At 71.1% G+C, this 16,406-nt stretch carries 14 protein-coding genes; 7 read left to right on the top strand and 7 right to left on the bottom strand.

Annotated elements, in window-relative coordinates; all coding sequences use genetic code 11:
- Positions 1 to 93 precede the first annotated feature (93 nt).
- Together ISP_RS34515 and ISP_RS34510 are read left to right on the top strand one after the other, a co-directional pair.
- Positions 94 to 1,527 (top strand): LCP family protein, encoded by a 1,434-nt coding sequence (locus ISP_RS34515; protein WP_013228503.1) that lies wholly within the window; start codon positions 94 to 96, stop codon positions 1,525 to 1,527.
- Positions 1,528 to 1,873: 346 nt separating this feature from the next.
- Positions 1,874 to 2,398, top strand: a complete 525-nt coding sequence (locus ISP_RS34510) for a hypothetical protein (protein ID WP_013228502.1) — start codon at positions 1,874 to 1,876, stop codon at positions 2,396 to 2,398.
- Here the strand turns inward: ISP_RS34510 and ISP_RS34505 are convergent.
- The 4 genes from ISP_RS34505 to ISP_RS34490 all read right to left on the bottom strand — a co-directional run bounded on the left by ISP_RS34505 (position 2,389) and on the right by ISP_RS34490 (position 6,992).
- Positions 2,389 to 4,728, bottom strand: coding sequence for an FdhF/YdeP family oxidoreductase (locus ISP_RS34505; protein ID WP_013228501.1), 2,340 nt, complete (start codon positions 4,726 to 4,728; stop codon positions 2,389 to 2,391). The genes ISP_RS34510 and ISP_RS34505 overlap by 10 nt on opposite strands.
- A gap of 42 nt (positions 4,729 to 4,770) precedes the next feature.
- Positions 4,771 to 6,072: an MFS transporter gene (locus ISP_RS34500; RefSeq protein ID WP_013228500.1), complete on the bottom strand. Its 1,302-nt coding sequence runs from the start codon at positions 6,070 to 6,072 to the stop codon at positions 4,771 to 4,773.
- Between the two features lie 65 nt (positions 6,073 to 6,137).
- A complete protein-coding gene (locus ISP_RS34495; RefSeq protein ID WP_013228499.1) occupies positions 6,138 to 6,575 on the bottom strand; it encodes a MarR family winged helix-turn-helix transcriptional regulator in 438 nt (145 codons plus the stop codon).
- 123 nt (positions 6,576 to 6,698) lie between these two features.
- Entirely contained in the window at positions 6,699 to 6,992 is a 294-nt protein-coding gene (locus ISP_RS34490; RefSeq protein WP_013228498.1) for a hypothetical protein, read from the bottom strand.
- Between the two features lie 58 nt (positions 6,993 to 7,050).
- Here ISP_RS34490 and ISP_RS34485 point away from each other — a divergent pair, with 58 nt between their 5' ends.
- On the top strand, positions 7,051 to 9,672 hold the full coding sequence (locus ISP_RS34485; protein WP_013228497.1) for a valine--tRNA ligase: 2,622 nt from the start codon (positions 7,051 to 7,053) through the stop codon (positions 9,670 to 9,672).
- 458 nt (positions 9,673 to 10,130) lie between these two features.
- Here ISP_RS34485 and ISP_RS34480 read toward each other — a convergent pair whose 3' ends face one another.
- Positions 10,131 to 11,018, bottom strand: a complete 888-nt coding sequence (locus ISP_RS34480) for a LysR family transcriptional regulator (protein WP_013228496.1) — start codon at positions 11,016 to 11,018, stop codon at positions 10,131 to 10,133.
- An 88-nt stretch (positions 11,019 to 11,106) separates the two neighbouring features.
- Between ISP_RS34480 and ISP_RS34475 the strand changes: the two genes are divergently transcribed.
- A complete protein-coding gene (locus ISP_RS34475) occupies positions 11,107 to 11,871 on the top strand; it encodes an alpha/beta fold hydrolase (protein WP_013228495.1) in 765 nt (254 codons plus the stop codon).
- Between the two features lie 11 nt (positions 11,872 to 11,882).
- A complete protein-coding gene (locus tag ISP_RS34470) occupies positions 11,883 to 12,659 on the top strand; it encodes an alpha/beta fold hydrolase (RefSeq protein WP_013228494.1) in 777 nt (258 codons plus the stop codon).
- Here ISP_RS34470 and ISP_RS34465 read toward each other — a convergent pair.
- Together ISP_RS34465 and ISP_RS34460 are read right to left on the bottom strand one after the other, a co-directional pair.
- Entirely contained in the window at positions 12,643 to 13,512 is an 870-nt protein-coding gene (locus tag ISP_RS34465; RefSeq protein ID WP_013228493.1) for an SGNH/GDSL hydrolase family protein, read from the bottom strand. The two genes, ISP_RS34470 and ISP_RS34465, sit on opposite strands and share 17 nt — an antisense overlap.
- 71 nt (positions 13,513 to 13,583) lie before the next feature.
- Positions 13,584 to 14,219: a class I SAM-dependent methyltransferase gene (locus tag ISP_RS34460; RefSeq protein ID WP_013228492.1), complete on the bottom strand. Its 636-nt coding sequence runs from the start codon at positions 14,217 to 14,219 to the stop codon at positions 13,584 to 13,586.
- A 73-nt stretch (positions 14,220 to 14,292) separates the two neighbouring features.
- Between ISP_RS34460 and folC the strand changes: the two genes are divergently transcribed.
- Together folC and ISP_RS34450 are read left to right on the top strand one after the other, a co-directional pair.
- A complete protein-coding gene (folC, locus tag ISP_RS34455; protein WP_013228491.1) occupies positions 14,293 to 15,948 on the top strand; it encodes a bifunctional tetrahydrofolate synthase/dihydrofolate synthase in 1,656 nt (551 codons plus the stop codon).
- A 38-nt stretch (positions 15,949 to 15,986) separates the two neighbouring features.
- Positions 15,987 to 16,343, top strand: coding sequence for a DUF4233 domain-containing protein (locus ISP_RS34450; RefSeq protein ID WP_378250022.1), 357 nt, complete (start codon positions 15,987 to 15,989; stop codon positions 16,341 to 16,343).
- Positions 16,344 to 16,406: the final 63 nt, after the last annotated feature.

The raw sequence follows: 16,406 nt of genomic DNA, 5'->3' as shown, positions 1-16,406 counted from the left end.
ACGACCCTCGACCTCTACGGAGCCTCGCACCTGCGAATGTGACTCGGGTCTCACTCGTGCAGCGGTGGCTGGGGCCCGGGCGTCCAGAGAGGCGTGCATCCACTGGGGAAGATCGTCGTCGCCGGGCTGGCCCTCGTCGTGCTGGGCGGCACCGCCTACGGCTACACGAACCTCCGCGCCCTCGACGAGGTGACGCGCGACAGCGTGATCGACGCGGACGGCGAGACGAAGCCGGGGGAGCAGCCCGCCGACGGCTCGCTCGACATCCTGCTGGTCGGCCGGGACGCGCGCGAAGACAACCAGGGCAAGCCGCTGGCGCCCGAGGTGCTGCGCGAGCTGCGGGCCGGCGCCAACGGCGACGACCTCACCGACACCCTCATCGTGCTGCGGATCCCGAACGGCACCAAGGAGGTGAAAGCGTTTTCCATCCCCCGCGACAGCTACGTCTCGATGGCGGGCGGGAAGGGCAAGATCAACGCCGCGTTCGGGCGGGCGAAGGCGGCCGAAGCGGGGCGGCTGCGCAAGGCGGGCGAGACCGACAAGGCGAAGATCAACCAAGGCGCGCTCACCGCCGGGCGGCGAGCGACGCGCCAGGCGGTCGAGGACCTCACCGGCGTGAAGATCGACCACTTCGCCGAGGTCAACCTGCTCAGCTTCTACGAGATCAGCAAGGCCATCGGCGGCGTCGAGGTCTGCCTGAAGGAAGCCACCAAGGACAAGAACTCGGGCGCGGACTTCCAGGCCGGGCCGCAGCGCGTCGCGGGTGCGGACGCGCTCGCCTTCGTCCGGCAGCGTGACGGCCTCCCGGGCACCGACCTCGCCCGCGTCCGGCGCCAGCAGGTGTTCCTCGCCGGGCTGGCCCGGCAGGTGCTCTCGGCGGGCACGCTGGCCGATCCGGGGAAGCTGTCGGACCTGATCGACGCGGTGAAGCGCTCGGTGGTGCTGGACGACTCGTGGAACCTCCTCGACTTCGTCGGGCAGATGCGCGGGGTCAGCGGCGGCGGGATCCAGTTCGCGACGATCCCGGTCGGCAACGTCGACTACCGCTACGACCCGGCGAATCCCCGGGCGACGGCGGTGCAGGTCGACCCGGCGGCGGTGAAGGCCTTCGCGGCGAGCCTGATCGGCAGCCCGGCCCCGGCGACGTCCGGCGCGCCGGCCGCGTCGACCGCCCCGGCTGCCCCGGTCACCGTCGACGTCTCCAACGCGGGCCCGAAGGAGGGCCTCGCCACCCGCGTCGCGGGGGTCCTGCGGGACAAGGGGTTCACTTCGCGCGCGACCGGCAACTCGGACACCCGGCGGACGTCGCTGGTCCGCTTCGGCCCCGCACTGGCCGAGCGCGGCGCCGAGGTGGCGAAGCTGCTGGGCGGGCTGACGACGCAGCAGTCCGCGTCGGTGCCTGCCGGGCACATCGAGGTGCTGCTCGGGACGGTCTACTCCGGACCCGGCGTGTCCGCCGGCGGCGGCGCTCCCGCGGGCGGCACGGACGAGCCGATCACTTCGAACGGCGTCGTTTGTGTGTACTGACCCACAGGAGAATTGATCGACGGCGAAGTTCCGGATTTTCCGTCGAATCCCTGAAATGCGCGGGGAATTCCCGCGACGATCGTCCCGACTGGACCACGGTGGACCACCCGGGTCAGTGGTCTTGACGCTGCCGCACTGGTGAGGCAGTGTGCGGGGACCGTCGGCGCGGGTAGGACCACGTGACGGTCGAAAGTTCACCCGATCGGTGGGCGATCTTGGAAAATCGATTTCAGGGATTACGGAAAGTCCGGGATTTATGCGCAGCAGTGTCGCCCGGGGTGGGTGGATCTTGCCCGTCCTCGCTTCAGCCGTTCTTTGTGCCGGGTGCCAATCGGCGTCCGCTTCGGTGCACTACTCGGGCGCGATAGACGCCTGCCGGCTGCCAGGGCCGAACGCGCAAGCGCAGCTCGCGCCCAAGACCGTCGAGATACCGGTCGACTCGGTGAAGGCCGCCGAGTCCAAGGTCATCCCCGCCGACCACGCCAGCGAGGGCAACGAGGTCACCACCTGCCGGCGCCTGTTCGCGCGCGACCTCGGCGGCGGCAAGCCCAACCTGCAGGACTACCGGCTCGTCACGATCGCCGTCGTGCGTTTCACGCAGTCCGACGCGGACGAGGCCGCCGCCAAGGCCAGCCAGCTGATGACCGACGCGCTCGGCGACCACTCGGGCGTCCGGCTCGCCACCGGGGTCGGCGACGAGGCCGGGTTCTCCGAGCAGTGGGCCGCCGTGCGCACCGGGAACGTCGTTCTCGGCCTGGCCGTCGCCGACGGCGGGACCGAGGCCGCGCTGATCCCGCCCGCCACGCTGGACAACGTCCAGGCCGTGGTCACGGACATGACCAGCACCCTGCAGAAGGAGTTTCAGGGCTGAGGTTCCGCCCGGACCGGTTCTGCCCGGACCGGTTCGAGCCGCACGACGATCGCCTTCGACACCGGCGTGTTCGACTTGTCCGCCACCGAGTCCAGCGGCACCAGCGCGTTCGCCTCCGGGAAGTACGCCGCCGCGCAGCCGCGCGCGGTCGGGTACGCGACGACCCGGAACGCCGGCGCCCGGCGTTCCGGGTCGTCGCGCCACTCGGAGACCAGGTCGACCATGGCACCGTCGGCCAACCCGAGCGCCGCGAGGTCGTCGGGGTTCACCAGCACCACGCGGCGGGCGTTCTCGATCCCGCGGTAGCGGTCCGAGAGGCCGTAGATCGTGGTGTTGTACTGGTCGTGGCTGCGCATCGTCTGCAGCAGCAGCCGGCCCGCGGGGACCTGCGGGTATTCGAGCTCCGACACCGTGAAGTTGCCCTTGCCGTTCGCGGTCCCGGTGAACTCGCGGGAGTCGCGCGGGGCGTGCGGCAGCACGAAGCCGTCCGGCTCGCGGACGCGGCGGTTGTAGTCGTGGCAGCCCGGCACGACCCGCGAGATCCGGTCGCGGATCAGGTCGTAGTCGGTCTCGAACGTCCGCCACGGCACGGCGTGACCCGCCCCGAAGAGCTTCTCGGCCAGCCGGCAGACGATGGCGACCTCCGAGAGCAGGTGCTCGCTCGCCGGCTTCAGGCGGCCGCGCGAGGTGTGCACCTGCGACATCGAGTCCTCGACCGTGACGAACTGCTCGCCGCCGGCCTGGACGTCGCGTTCGGTGCGGCCGAGCGTCGGCAGGACGAGCGCGGTGCGGCCGTGCACGACGTGCGAGCGGTTGAGCTTCGTCGACACGTGGACGGTCAGCGAGCAAGAGCGCAGCGCCTTTTCGGTCAGCTGCGAATCCGGCGTCGCCGACGCGAAGTTGCCGCCGACGGCGAAGAACACCTTGCCGCGGCCGTCGCGCATCGCCCGGATCGCGTCGACGGTGTCGAAGCCGTGCTTGCGGGGGACCTCGATGCCGAATTCGCCCGCGAGGGCGTCCATGAAGGACTGCGGCATCTTCTCCCAGATGCCCATCGTCCGGTCGCCCTGGACGTTCGAGTGCCCGCGCACCGGGCACAGGCCCGCGCCCGGCTTGCCGATCATCCCGCGCATCAGGGCGAGGTTCGCGATCTCGGAGATCGTCGGCACCGCGTGCTTGTGCTGCGTGAGGCCCATCGCCCAGCAGTAGATGGTGCGCTCGGAGGAGGCGATCATCCGCGCGACGCGCTCGATCTGCGCGCGCGGGAGGCCGGTCGCGCGCTCGATCTCCGGCCAGCCGACCTCCTGGAGGTGCTTCGCGTAGTCGTCGAAGCCCTCGGTGACCCGGTCGACGAACTCGCGGTCGACGATCGCGCCGGGCGCCTCGGCCTCCCAGGCCAGCAGCAGGTGCCCGACGGCCTGGAACAGCGCCAGGTCGCCGCCGAGGCGGACCTGGGCGAACTCGTCGGCCAGCGGGGTGCCCTTGCCGACGACGCCGCGGACGTTCTGCGGGTTCTTGAACCGCATCAGCCCGGCCTCGGGCAGCGGGTTGACGGCGATGATCTTCGCGCCGTTGCCCTTCGCCTCCTCCAGCGCCGAGAGCATCCGCGGGTGGTTGGTGCCCGGGTTCTGCCCGACGACGACGATGAGGTCGGCGTGGTGGATGTCGGCCAGGCTCACCGAGCCCTTGCCGATGCCGGTGGTCGCCGCCAAGGCCGCGCCGGAGGACTCGTGGCACATGTTGGAGCAGTCCGGCAGGTTGTTGGTGCCGAAGGAACGCACCAGCAGCTGGTAGAGGAACGCGGCCTCGTTGCTGGTGCGGCCGGAGGTGTAGAAGATCGCCTCGTCCGGGTCGGTCAGCGCCTTCAGCTCGCCCGCGACCAGCTCGAACGCGTCGTCCCAGGAGATCGGCTCGTAGTGCGTCGCGCCCTCGCGCAGCACGAACGGCTCGGTGATCCGGCCCTGCTGGCCCAGCCAGTAGTCGGTCCTGGTCTCCAGGTCGGCGATCGGGTGGGCGGCGAAGAAGTCCCGGTCCACGCGCCGTTTCGTGGCCTCCTCGGCGACGGCCTTGGCGCCGTTTTCGCAGAACTCGGCCAGCTTGCGCTTCTCGCCGTCGACCTCGCGGGGTTCCGGCCACGCGCAGCCCGGGCAGTCGAAGCCTTCGCGCTGGTTCAGCAGCCGCAGCGCCTTGATCGTCCGGCCGGTGCCCATCTGCTCGACGCTGCGCGCGAGTGACACGGCGACGCCCGGTATCCCGGCCGCCCAGCCCTTCGGCTTGCCCACCTCGAGGCGGGTTTCGTCCACGTCCTGCGCCGGCGCTTCACGGGTCATGCGTTCATCGTGCGCCTTGATGATCGCCCGGCGCCACGAGGGTCAAGCCTTTTCCGTGCGCAGCCCCCGGTCGGCGACGGTGACCACGAGCAGCAGCCCGCTGATGACGACCAGCGCGACGGCCAGCCGGTGCAGGCCGGCGGAGTCGGCGTGCGGGCCGTAGCAGAGCGCGATGAGCGTCGAGGCCACGATCGCGCCGAGGTACTGGGCGGTGCGGAAGAGGCCGCTCGCGGTGCCCATCTGCTCGGCGGGTGCCTCGCGGTAGAGCGTCGTCTGGTTCGCGACGCTGGTCAGGCCTTGGGCCAGGCCGAACAGCGCGGCCAGAGCGAGCAGCGCGCCGACCCAGGTGCCGTCGTGGACGAGCAGCAGCAGCGCCGAGCCGCCGGCCAGCGCCACGGCGACGGTGATCAGCCGTGCCTTGATGCCGGACGCGCGCCCGGAGAACGCCGCGGCGCAGACGGCGGTGCCCGACATCGGCAGCAGCATCAGCCCGGCGGCTTCCTCGGACAGCCGCCGCGTGGTCTCCAGCCACTGGACGTACCCGAACATGATCGCGTAGATGGCCATGAAGCTGAGCGCCTGCCGCAGGTAGGTCCGGAGGATCGCGCCGTTGGCCGCGAGCATCCGCAGGTCGAGGAAGGGCGCGTCGCGCCGGAGCTCGACCAGCGTGAAGGCGGTCCCGAAGGCGGCGACGACGGCCAGCAGCCAGACCTCGGCGCCGGGGTCCATCAGGAAGAACAGGAGGGCGAGCAGGGTCGCGGAGAACAGCGCGATGCCGAGCACGTCGATCCGGGTGGCGGTGCGCTCGCCGCGGTCGTCCTTCGGCACCCACAGCAGGGCCAGGACCAGCGACAGCCCGGCGAGCGGGATGTTCACCGCGAAGATCGCCGGCCAGCCGAAGAAGCCGATCAGCAGCCCGCCCAACGTGGGGCCGATCACCATGACCGTCTGCGCGGACATCGACAGGACCGACAGCACCCGGGCGGGCACGCCCTGCCCGGTCGCCTCGGCGTGGTGGCGCAGCACGGCCATCGCGGCCGGGAACCCGGCGCAGGTGCCCAGGCCCAGGACGACGCGCACGCCGGTGAGCCAGCCGACGGAGAGCGGGATCATGCCCGCGATGCCGGCGATGATCACCAGCGTCGCGCCGCCGAGCAGGACACGGCGGGCGCCGTGGCGGTCGACCAGCAGGCCGACCACCGGCTGCCCGACCGCGGTGGCCAGGTAGAGGGCCGAGATCAGCCAGGCCGTCTGGCCGGGGCCGGCGCCGAAGCTCTGCCCGATCGGCACGAGCGCGACGGCGATGAGGGTGGAGTTGATCGGGTTGAGCACCGCGCCGGCCACCAGCGGGGTGACCAGGCGGGCGCCGAACTTCGGGGGAGCGGTGACGGTGCTCGTGAGGGACTCCTTCAGTGCTGGGCGACGCGTTGCAGCAGGGGCAGCGCGCGGGTGACGGCGTCGAGTTCGGCCGGCGACAGCTCGTCCACCAGTGCCCGGGCCAGCCACTCGTCGCGGTGCTGGAAGACGCCCCGGACGGTGTCGGTGCCGGATTCGGACAGGCTGATCACCACGCGGCGCCGGTCGGCCGGGTCGGGGGTGCGGGCGAGGTAGCCGAGCTCGTCGAGGACGCCGAGGGTGGCGGCCATCGACTGCTGCCGCACGTGCTCGGCGGCGGCCAGCTCACCCTGCGTGGCGGGGCCTTCGCGGTAGAGCCGGTTGAGCACGGCGGACTGCGAAGGCGTCAGGATGCCGGCGTTGTCGACCTGGCGCAGCCGGCGGTGCAGCTGCCCGACGACGGCGCGGATCCAGCCGGCGCTCTCGGCGACGTGCGGAGGTACTTCACCCATACACACAGTTTAACTGTTCAGTCCAGACTGTGCATCTGGGAGGCGGCGGGCTCCTATTTCGGGTAGCCGTCGAGGGCCGGGTACCTCAGGCCACCCCGGCCCATCAGGTCCGGGCGGCGAGCGTTACCCGAAGTACGCGAACTCGTTGACGCCGACGCCCTGGAGCTGGTGCACGATGATCGCCGCGGCGACCAGCCCGACCACGATGAGCAGGGCCAGCACGCCCGGCCAGCGGCTTTGCCCCGGCTGCTGGACACCGCCCGACCGGCGCTCGCGCTTGCGGCGCTTCTTCAGGTCCTTCTTCGCGCCCAGCCAGGCGTCCCGCTGGGCGTGCTTCTGCCAGTCCGGGTTCATCAGGTCCGGGTGCGTCTCGAGCCGCCGGTCGTCCGGATCCTGCGGCTGCTGGGGCTCTGCCATCGTCGGAGTGCCTTCCCCCTGGGTGACCCGCCGTGACGGGTTCGTAGACTTGTCCATTGTGACCGAGAACGCTCCGCAGCAGACCACCGACCTTCCGGGTGCCTGGGACCCGGCCGCCGAGGAAGCCCCGATGTACGACCGCTGGGTAGCGGCCGGGTACTTCACGGCCGACGCTTCGTCGGGGAAGCCGCCGTTCTCGATCGTACTGCCGCCCCCGAACGTCACCGGCAGCCTGCACATGGGGCACGCCCTCAACCACACCCTGATGGACGCGATGAGCCGCCGCCGTCGCATGCAGGGCTACGAGGTGCTGTGGCTGCCCGGCATGGACCACGCGGGCATCGCGACGCAGAACGTCGTCGAGCGGCAGCTGGCCGGCGAGGGCCTTTCGCGCCACGACCTGGGCCGCGAGAAGTTCGTCGAGCGCGTCTGGGAGTGGAAGGCCGAGTACGGCGGCAAGATCCTCGGCCAGATGAAGCGCCTCGGCGACGGCGTCGACTGGTCGCGTGAGCGGTTCACCATGGACGAGAACCTCTCGAAGGCCGTTCAGACGGTGTTCAAGAACTTCTTCGACGAGGGCCTGATCTACCGGGCCGAGCGGATCATCAACTGGTGCCCGCGCTGCCAGACGGCGCTGTCGGACATCGAGGTCGACCACAACGACGACGACGGCGAGCTCGTCTCGATCCGCTACGGCGACGGCGACAACGCCATCGTGGTGGCCACCACCCGCGCCGAGACGATGCTGGGCGACACCGCGGTCGCCGTCCACCCGGACGACGAGCGGTACGCGCACCTGGTGGGCACCGAGGTCGAGCTGCCGCTGACCGGCCGCCGCATCCCGATCGTGGCCGACAAGCACGTCGACCCGGAGTTCGGCACCGGTGCGGTGAAGGTCACCCCGGCGCACGACCCGAACGACTTCGAGATCGGCCGCCGCCACGACCTGCCGATGCTGACGATCATGAACGAGCGCGCCCAGATCACCGCCCCGGGGCCGTTCGAGGGCCTCGACCGGTTCGAGGCGCGCCCGGCGGTCGTCGCCGCCTTGCGGGAGGCCGGCCGGATCGTCGCGGAGAAGCGGCCGTACGTGCACGCCGTCGGGCACTGCTCGCGCTGCGACACGGTGGTCGAGCCGCGGCTGTCGCTGCAGTGGTGGGTCAAGGTCGAGGAGCTGGCCAAGCTGGCCGGCGACGCGGTCCGCGACGGCCGCACCAAGATCCACCCGCCGGAGCTGGGCAAGCGCTACTTCGACTGGGTCGACAACATGCACGACTGGACGATTTCGCGCCAGCTGTGGTGGGGTCACCGCATCCCGGTGTACTACGGCCCGGACGGTGAAGTGGTGTGCGTCGGCCCGGACGAGCAGCCGCCGTCGGGCGAGGGCTGGACGCAGGACCCGGACGTGCTGGACACGTGGTTCTCGTCGGGCCTGTGGCCGATGTCGACGCTGGGGTGGCCCTCGTCTTCCGAGGACCTGGCCAAGTTCTACCCGACCAGTGTGCTGTCGACCGGCTACGACATCCTGTTCTTCTGGGTCGTCCGGATGATGATGTTCGGCGTGCACCAGATGGACGGCAAGCAGCCGTTCGACCACGTGTACCTGCACGGGCTGATCCGCGACGCGCAGGGCAAGAAGATGTCGAAGTCGCGCGGGAACGTGATCGACCCGCTGGAGTGGATGGACGCCTACGGCGCGGACGCGACCCGCTTCACGCTGGCCCGCGGCGCCAACCCGGGCGCGGACATGGCGCTGGCCGACGAGTGGGCGGCGGGGTCCCGCAACTTCTGCACGAAGCTGTGGAACGCGACGAAGTTCGCGATGATGAACGGGGCTTCGGTCGCTGCCCCCTTGCCTTCTGCCGGGGAGCTGACCGAAGCGGACCGCTGGATCCTGGGGCGTCTGGGCGCGCTCGTGTCCGAAGTGGACGGTCTGTTCGAGGACTTCCAGTTCGCGAAGGTGGCGGGCGCGCTCTACCAGTTCACCTGGAACGAGCTGTGCGACTGGTACCTGGAGCTGGCGAAGGTCCAGCTGTACCAAGGGGATGACGCGCGCGCCGCCGCGACGCGTTCGGTGCTGGGGCACGTGCTGGACACGGTGCTGAGGTTGCTGCACCCGTTCATCCCGTTCATCACGGAGAAGCTCTGGACGGCGCTGACCGGGGGCGAGTCCTTGGTGGTCGCGTCCTGGCCGGTGCCGTTCGAGGGTTACGCGGATGCTTCGGCCGACGCGCGCATCGCGGACGTCCAGAAGCTGGTGACGGAGATCCGCAGGTTCCGCGCGGACCAGGGCCTCAAGCCGGGCCAGAAGGTGGCGTCCCGCTTGGCGGGTTACGCGGGTGGTCACGAAGAAGCGGTCCGTTCGCTGGTCCGGTTGACCTCGCCTGCCGACGACTTCGCGGCGAGCGCGTCCCTGGAGGTCGCCTTGGCGGACGGCGTGGTGACCGTGGAGCTGGATCTCTCGGGCACGGTCGACGTGGCGGCAGAGCGCAAGAGGCTGGAGAAGGATCTGGCGGCGGCTCGGAAGGAGCTGACCCAGACGGAGGCGAAGCTGGGCAACGAGGCATTCATCGCGAAGGCCCCGGCCCCGGTGATCGACAAGATCAAGGTCCGCAAAGAAACGGCGGCGTCGGACATCGACCGCATCACGGCGCGGCTGGCGGCTCTGCCGGCTTCCTGAGGTTGTCGACGAGCCCGGCACTTCTCCACGGGAGTGCCGGGCTTTGTCGTACCCGAAGCCGGAAGCTGATCGGAAGCGGCTTGGTGACATCGCCCGCTGATCGGCGCGTTGAGGATGCCCAGGGGCTTCGCGGTCAGCGCCACCACCGCAGCGCCCACGTTGAAGTTGCCCGTCGTGCTGGCGTTCGCCCACGTCTTGGCCACGCTGATCAGCCAGGCTTTCTCGAGCTTATGCGCCTGGATGCCGGCCGCCATGCTGGTCGGCTGCGGCGCGGTGCTCCTCCAGCTCCGGAGTCAGCGAGAAGGAGCAGAAGCCGCCCGAGGGCTTGTCGCAGTTCATCGGAAAGGTGCTCGACCAGCTGACTTCTCGGCAGGCTTTCTGCCCGGCTCGGCGTCGGCCACCCGGGCATGATGGCCCATCGGCGATCCCGGATCCCGGCAACGCGCCGGGAAAGCCGTTCAGCCGGCCACCGTCTCCCGGGCCGCTTCGATCAACGCCACCAGCTCCGGCGTCAGCCGCCGGTTCGAGGGCGTCGCCAGGTACGTCTGCATCCGCGGTGAAGGATCCCGAAGCGGCCGGAAAGCCACTCCCGGCACCGGCAGCAGGTTCGCGTGCGCCCGGTAGAACACCGTCCAGTGTGGACGGCCGAACCCCAGCGTCCCCAACGTGTCCTGCGCCGTCGTGAATTCCTTGCCCAGGACCGGCTCGAAACCGGCCTTCCGGCAACACGAAACGACCAGGTCGTACAACGGCTGATTGCGCGAAGGCGGGCTCAACCGCGCCGGAAGCGAAGCCAGTGAGGCGAACTCGACGACCGGCGAAGAAGCCAGTGGATGCGAAGCCGGCAGCGCCACCCAGACTTCGTCCGTCCACAACGGAGTGAAGTCGAGCCCCGGAGAAGGCCACGTCCCCCGCACGATCGTCGCGTCCAGGGCACCGTCCCGCACCCGCTGCAACCGTTGCCGAGTCGGCGCGTGGAGCAACTCCAGGGAAGCCGAAGGCGCCAGCCGCGCGAACGCGCGCAGCAACCCGTCCAGCCGATCACCCAGACCCTCGCTCGTCCCCAGCCGGACCAGCGTCCCCGAAGGCCGGAACTCCGACACCGAGTCCACCGCCCGGTCCGCCGCCGCCAGCACCGATCGCGCTTGCGGCAGGAACCGCTGCCCCGCCTCCGTGAGCACCACCGAACGTGTCGTGCGCGCCAGCAGCGTCACGCCCAGCTCCCGCTCCAGCCGCCGGACCTGCTGGCTCACCGCCGGCTGGACGATGTGCAGCCGCTCGGCCGCGCGGCCGAAGTGCAGCTCCTCCGCGACCGTCACGAAATACCTCAGCTGCCGCAGCTCCACCGGCCGACCCCATTCATCAGGTTTCGTGATCAGTGTAGGAGCGGACCGCTCATCGAAAACCCGGAACCGATCTACTTCCCTGAACGGCATGCCCTTCTTGGACGTCAACGGAACCCGCCTCCACTACGAAGACGCCGGCACCGGCCCCGCGCTGCTGCTCCTGCACGGCTGGGGGACCAGCGGCCGCGTCTGGTACTCGTGCCTGCCCGATCTCGTGCGCGACCACCGCGTCGTCACCCTCGACTGGCGCGGGTGCGGCCGCTCGGACCACCCCGCCGACGGCAACACCATCGCCGGTGTCACGGCCGACCTCGTGACGGCGATCGAGACCCTGCGGATCAAGCCCACCGTCGTCGGGTCCAGCATCGGCGGCCTCTTCGCCACCGAGCTGGCCCTCGCCCGGCCGGAGCTGGTCGAACGCGTCGTCGCGGTTGACAGCCCCGGGTACTGGCCGAGCACCGGCATGCTCGACCAGGTCCTCGACCTGCGCAAACAGCTCGTCGACGACCGTGCCGGCACGCTGGCCGGCTGGGTGCCGGACTGGTTCGCCCCGGGCGCCGCGCCCGAGCTCGTCGACTGGACCGTCCGCCAGCTGCTCGACTCCGGTGCCTACATCGACGAGCTGTTCACCGAATGCACCACCTACGACCCGCGGCCCCGGCTCAAGGACCTCGCGGTCCCGATCACCTACCTGCACGGCGAGCTCGACGCCCAGATCCCGCTCGAAGTGCCGCGCGGCTGCGCCGCGGAGACCCCCGGCGCGCGCGTGCACGTGCTCGCCGGCTGCGGGCACGTCCCGCACCAGGAAAACCCGCGCGCGTTCACCGCCGCGCTCCGGATCATCGCCGCCTGAGGGAGATCACCATGCCGAAAGTGACCCTCGAAGACGCCGTCGTCCACTACGACCGGACCGGCGACGGCCCCGCGCTGCTCCTGCTGCACGGCACCGCCGCGTCCCGCGAACAGTGGGCGCCGCTGACCGCGCAAGCGACCGGCTTCACCGTCCTGGCTCCCGACTTCCCCGGCTCCGGCCTGACGATCGACGACGGCGGTCCGATCACCGTCGAAGTCCTCGCCGCACAGGCCGAAGCCGTGCTGGACCACGCCGGGTTCGGCAGCGCCCACGTCGCCGGGCACTCGCTCGGCGCTGTCGTGGCCGCGCACCTGGCCGGCACCCGCCCGGACCGCGTCCGGAAAGCGGTGCTGCACGCCGCTTGGCCGGCCACCGACGTCCGGCAGGACGCCGAGTTCCGCTACTGGCTGGACCTGCTCGAAACCGGGACCTTCGCCCGGATGCTCCCGCTGATGGCCTTCGGGCCACGCTACTGGGAGCAGGCGACCTCGGAGGGCAACGAACAGCTCGTCAAGACCCTCGAAACGGTGATCCAGCCGGGGACGGACCGGCAGATCGAGGCCGACCGCACCGTCGACCTGCGGCCGGTGCTCGGGCGGATCACCGCGCCGGTGCTGGTGCTCGGCAGCGCGCACGACCGGATCGTCACCGCGGACCAGCAGCGAGAGCTGGTCGCCGCGATCCCGGACGCGCGCGCGGCCGAAATCGACGCGGGGCACGGTGCCCCGGCCGAGCTGCCGGACGAGTTCGCCCGGCTCGTGCTGGACTTCTTCAGCGCAAAGCCTTGAGCACCACCGCCGCCACGCCGGCCATCCCCGCCTTCAGCGGGTGGTAGGCGGCCGCGGCGAAGATGTTCTGGTCCTTGCCGTTGATCCACGCCGAGCCGCCGCGCGCGCAGGCGTCGTGGCCGCGGGACGGGCCGTAGGTGTCGACGTACTCCGCGGCCCCGTCCGCGGCCGCGTCCTCGATGGCCTCGTTCAGGTCGGACTCGACGCGGTTGAGCCACGCGTAGTCGCCGTCGGCGAACGGGAGGACGTCCGGGCAGTAGCCGTTCTCCGGCGCGATCCGCGGGTAGCCCACGACGACCACGCGCGCTCCGGGCGAGCGCTGGTGGATCGCGGCGAGCACGGCCTCGATCCGCGGCCGGATGGCGGTGATGGCCGTCGCCACCGTGTCGACGCCGTTGGTCGTGAAGTGCTCTTCGCAGGGGTTGCCGGTGGGGGCGCTCGCCCGGAGCCCGGGGCAGGTCGAGACCAGGCTGCCGAACACACCGTAGTCGTTGCCGCCGATACCCAGCGTGACCAGGTCGGTGTCGATCCGCAAGGCGTCCAGCTGCGGGGCGTTCGTGCCGTTGAACGGCACCTGCTGCGGCCGGGTCATGTTCGTGGTGTCCGCGCCGGCGCAGCTCACGTCGGTGAAAGCGCCGACGTGCAGCGCGGCCGCCACGACCGACGGGTAGTTCGCCGTCGACCGCCCGCAGCCGAGCGGGTCGAGCCGCTGCACCGGGACGAACGGTCCCGAGGTGTACGAGTCGCCGAGGGCGACGTAGTGGTGGACCTCCGCCGCCGACGCGGCGGCCGCGGTGCCGGTGAGCAGGATGGCTGCCGAGAAGGCGGCGGCGAGCAGCCGGGTGGTGCGCATGAAGACCCCGTTCTGTTCTGCGGAACGCTCCCTCCACATCTAGCGACCGCCAGGCAGTCAGGGGCCGGACTTCACCCGCCGGTCGGGTCACCTTCGCCGTGCTCACGGTAAGTGATCAAGGTGCGCCAAAACAGCAACGGCCGGACCGTGCTCCCGGGCAGCAGCCGGGCCGACTCGCGGCGCAGCTCGGCCAGCGTCGGGTAGTCGTCGACCACCGGGGCCTTCGGGCCTTCCTCGGGGCCGCCGTTCAGCCGTTCCCCGGCGTGGACGACCAGCCGCGCGAGCGCGTCGACCGGGACCGCCGCCAGCGCCAGCGCCCAATCCGCCGGGGTGCTCGGCTTCGCCAGGCCGAGCACCACGAGCACGCCGCCCGGCACCAGCGCGCGGCGCAGCTTGGCGACGGTCTCGAACGGCATGTGGTGCAGCGACGCGACGCACGAGATGTAGTCGTAGTGGGACTCGGGCAGGGCGTCGGTGGTGACGTCGGCCTGCCGGTAGACGATCTCGCCGGGCCCCGGCGACCCCAGCCCGGCCGCCGCCTCGACCATCGCCGCCGAGACGTCGACCGCCTCCACCGCCATGCCGGTCGCGGCCAGCCGCCGGGCGAACCGGCCGGTGCCGCACCCGACGTCCAGCGCGATCCCCGGGCCGGGCGGCAGCAGGTCCAGCAGCAGCGGGTGGTAGTGGTCGTTGTGGTTGAACGGCATGCGTCGAGAGTGCCACCAGCCACGCACGTAGACTCGAACCGCAAGTGCGAAACCCCAGGCCGGAGGAGATTCAGTGCCGCAGGATGAGACAGGTCGCAGGCCGGACCTGTCGGATCTGGACAGCTTCGCGGGCGTCGACGAACTGGGGACGTCGGGGTACGAGGAGTCCGACGACCACGACCCGGAACTGGACGTCCGCGACACCGCGTACGACGCCGGCGGCGGCTCGCGCGGCGGGATCGGGGGGGTCGGCCAGCTCGGCGACAACCTCGCCACCGGTCCGGTGCCCGACCTCAGCGTGCCCGAGGACACCGAGCTGCACGAGCTCGACGACCAGGGCGAACCCGAGGTGTACGGCAGCCCGGACGGCCCCGAAGCGCGGCGCGAGCTGATGGCCGTCGAGGCCGAGCTGAACCAGCGCTGGCCGGAGACCAAGATCGAGCCGTCGCTGACCCGCATTTCCGCGCTGACGCAGCTGCTGGGCGAGCCGAACCGCGGCTACCCGGTGCTGCACGTGGCCGGCACGAACGGCAAGGGCTCCACGGCCCGGATGATCGACGCCCTGCTGACCCGGATGGGCCTGCGCGTCGGCCGCTACACCAGCCCGCACCTGCAGCTGGTCACCGAGCGGATCGCGCTCGACGGCCGGCCGATCTCCGCCGCGCGCTACGCCGAGCTGTGGAACGACATCGCCCCGTACGTGTCCATGGTGGACGGTGCCGCCGCGGACGGCGTCGCGATGAGCAAGTTCGAGATCCTCACCGGGATGGCGTTCGCCGCGTTCGCCGACGCGCCCGTGGAGGCCGCGGTGTTCGAAGCGGGCCTGGGCGGCGCCTGGGACGCCACGAACGTCGCCGACGCCGACGTCGCCGTCCTCACCCCGATCGGCCTCGACCACGTCGAGTACCTCGGCCCGGACATCCTCGGCGCGGCGCGCGAAAAGGCGGGCATCATCAAGCCCGGCTCGGTCGCGGTGATCGGCGAGCAGGACCCCGAGGTGCTGAAGGTGCTGCTGGAGCGCGCGGTCGAGGTCGACGCCGCGGTCGCCCGCGCGGGCAGCGAGTTCGGCGTGCTCGAGAAGGAGATCGCCGTGGGTGGGCAGATGCTGAAGCTGCAGGGTCTCGGCGGCGTGTACGACGAGATCTTCCTCCCGCTGCACGGCGCCCACCAAGCCGCGAACGCCGCACTGGCGCTGGCCGCGGTCGAAGCGTTCTTCGGCGCGGGCAAGGACAGGCAGCTGGTCGTCGAGGCGGTGCGCGAAGCGTTCGCCGAGGTCGAGACCCCGGGGCGGCTCGAGCGCGTCCGGTCGGCCCCGACGGTCCTGCTCGACGCGGCGCACAATCCGCACGGCGCCCGAGCGCTGGCGACGACGGTGTCCGAGGAGTTCGCCTTCCGTCGCCTGGTCGCGGTGGTCGGCGTGATGGCCGAGAAGGACGCCCACGGCATCCTCGACGCGCTGGAGCCGGTGGTCTCGGACATCGTCGTGACGCGCAACTCCTCGCCTCGTTCGATGCCGCTGGAGGAGCTGAACGAGCTGGCGATCTCGGTGTTCGGCGAAGACCGCGTGGTCGCCGAGACGGACCTGGAGACGGCGATCGAGACGGCGATCGCGCTGGTGGAGACCAGCGACGACCCCGAGGAGCCCCTGGCGGGCGGCGGCGTGCTGGTCACGGGCTCGGTGGTCACGGCGGGCGAGGCGCGCACGCTGTTCGGCAAGGAGCCGTCGTGACGTCGCCCGCACCGGAGCCGCCCAAGCCGAAGGACCCGATGAAGGGCTTCCGCGGTGTGATGTCCGGGACGCTGATCATGGAGGCGATCACGGTCGCCCTCGCCGTGCCGGTGGTGAACAAACTCGGTGGCGGGATCTCGACGGGCACCGGCTGGACGGTCATCGCGGTGGCCGTGCTGCTGATCGTGACGTGCGGGTTCGTCAAGCGCCCGTGGGCGGTGCCGCTGATCCTCGGCCTGCAGGTGGTCCTCATCGCGCTGGTGTTCTGGCTGCCGGCGATCGCGGTGCTGGGCGTGATCTTCCTGGCGGTGTGGTTGTGGCTGCTGTGGCTGCGGAAGGACGTCGCCCGCCGCATGGCGGCCGGGACGTTGGCGAGTCAGCAGCCCCAGCCGTGAGATTCGGTCCCGTCGCGCTGTCGGCGGAAGCGAGCGGTCGACCGCCCGCCTCCGCCGAGACTT

Source organism: Amycolatopsis mediterranei (genome assembly GCF_026017845.1).
Taxonomy (GTDB): domain Bacteria; phylum Actinomycetota; class Actinomycetes; order Mycobacteriales; family Pseudonocardiaceae; genus Amycolatopsis; species Amycolatopsis mediterranei.
This window is presented reverse-complemented; position numbering and strand designations above follow the sequence as displayed.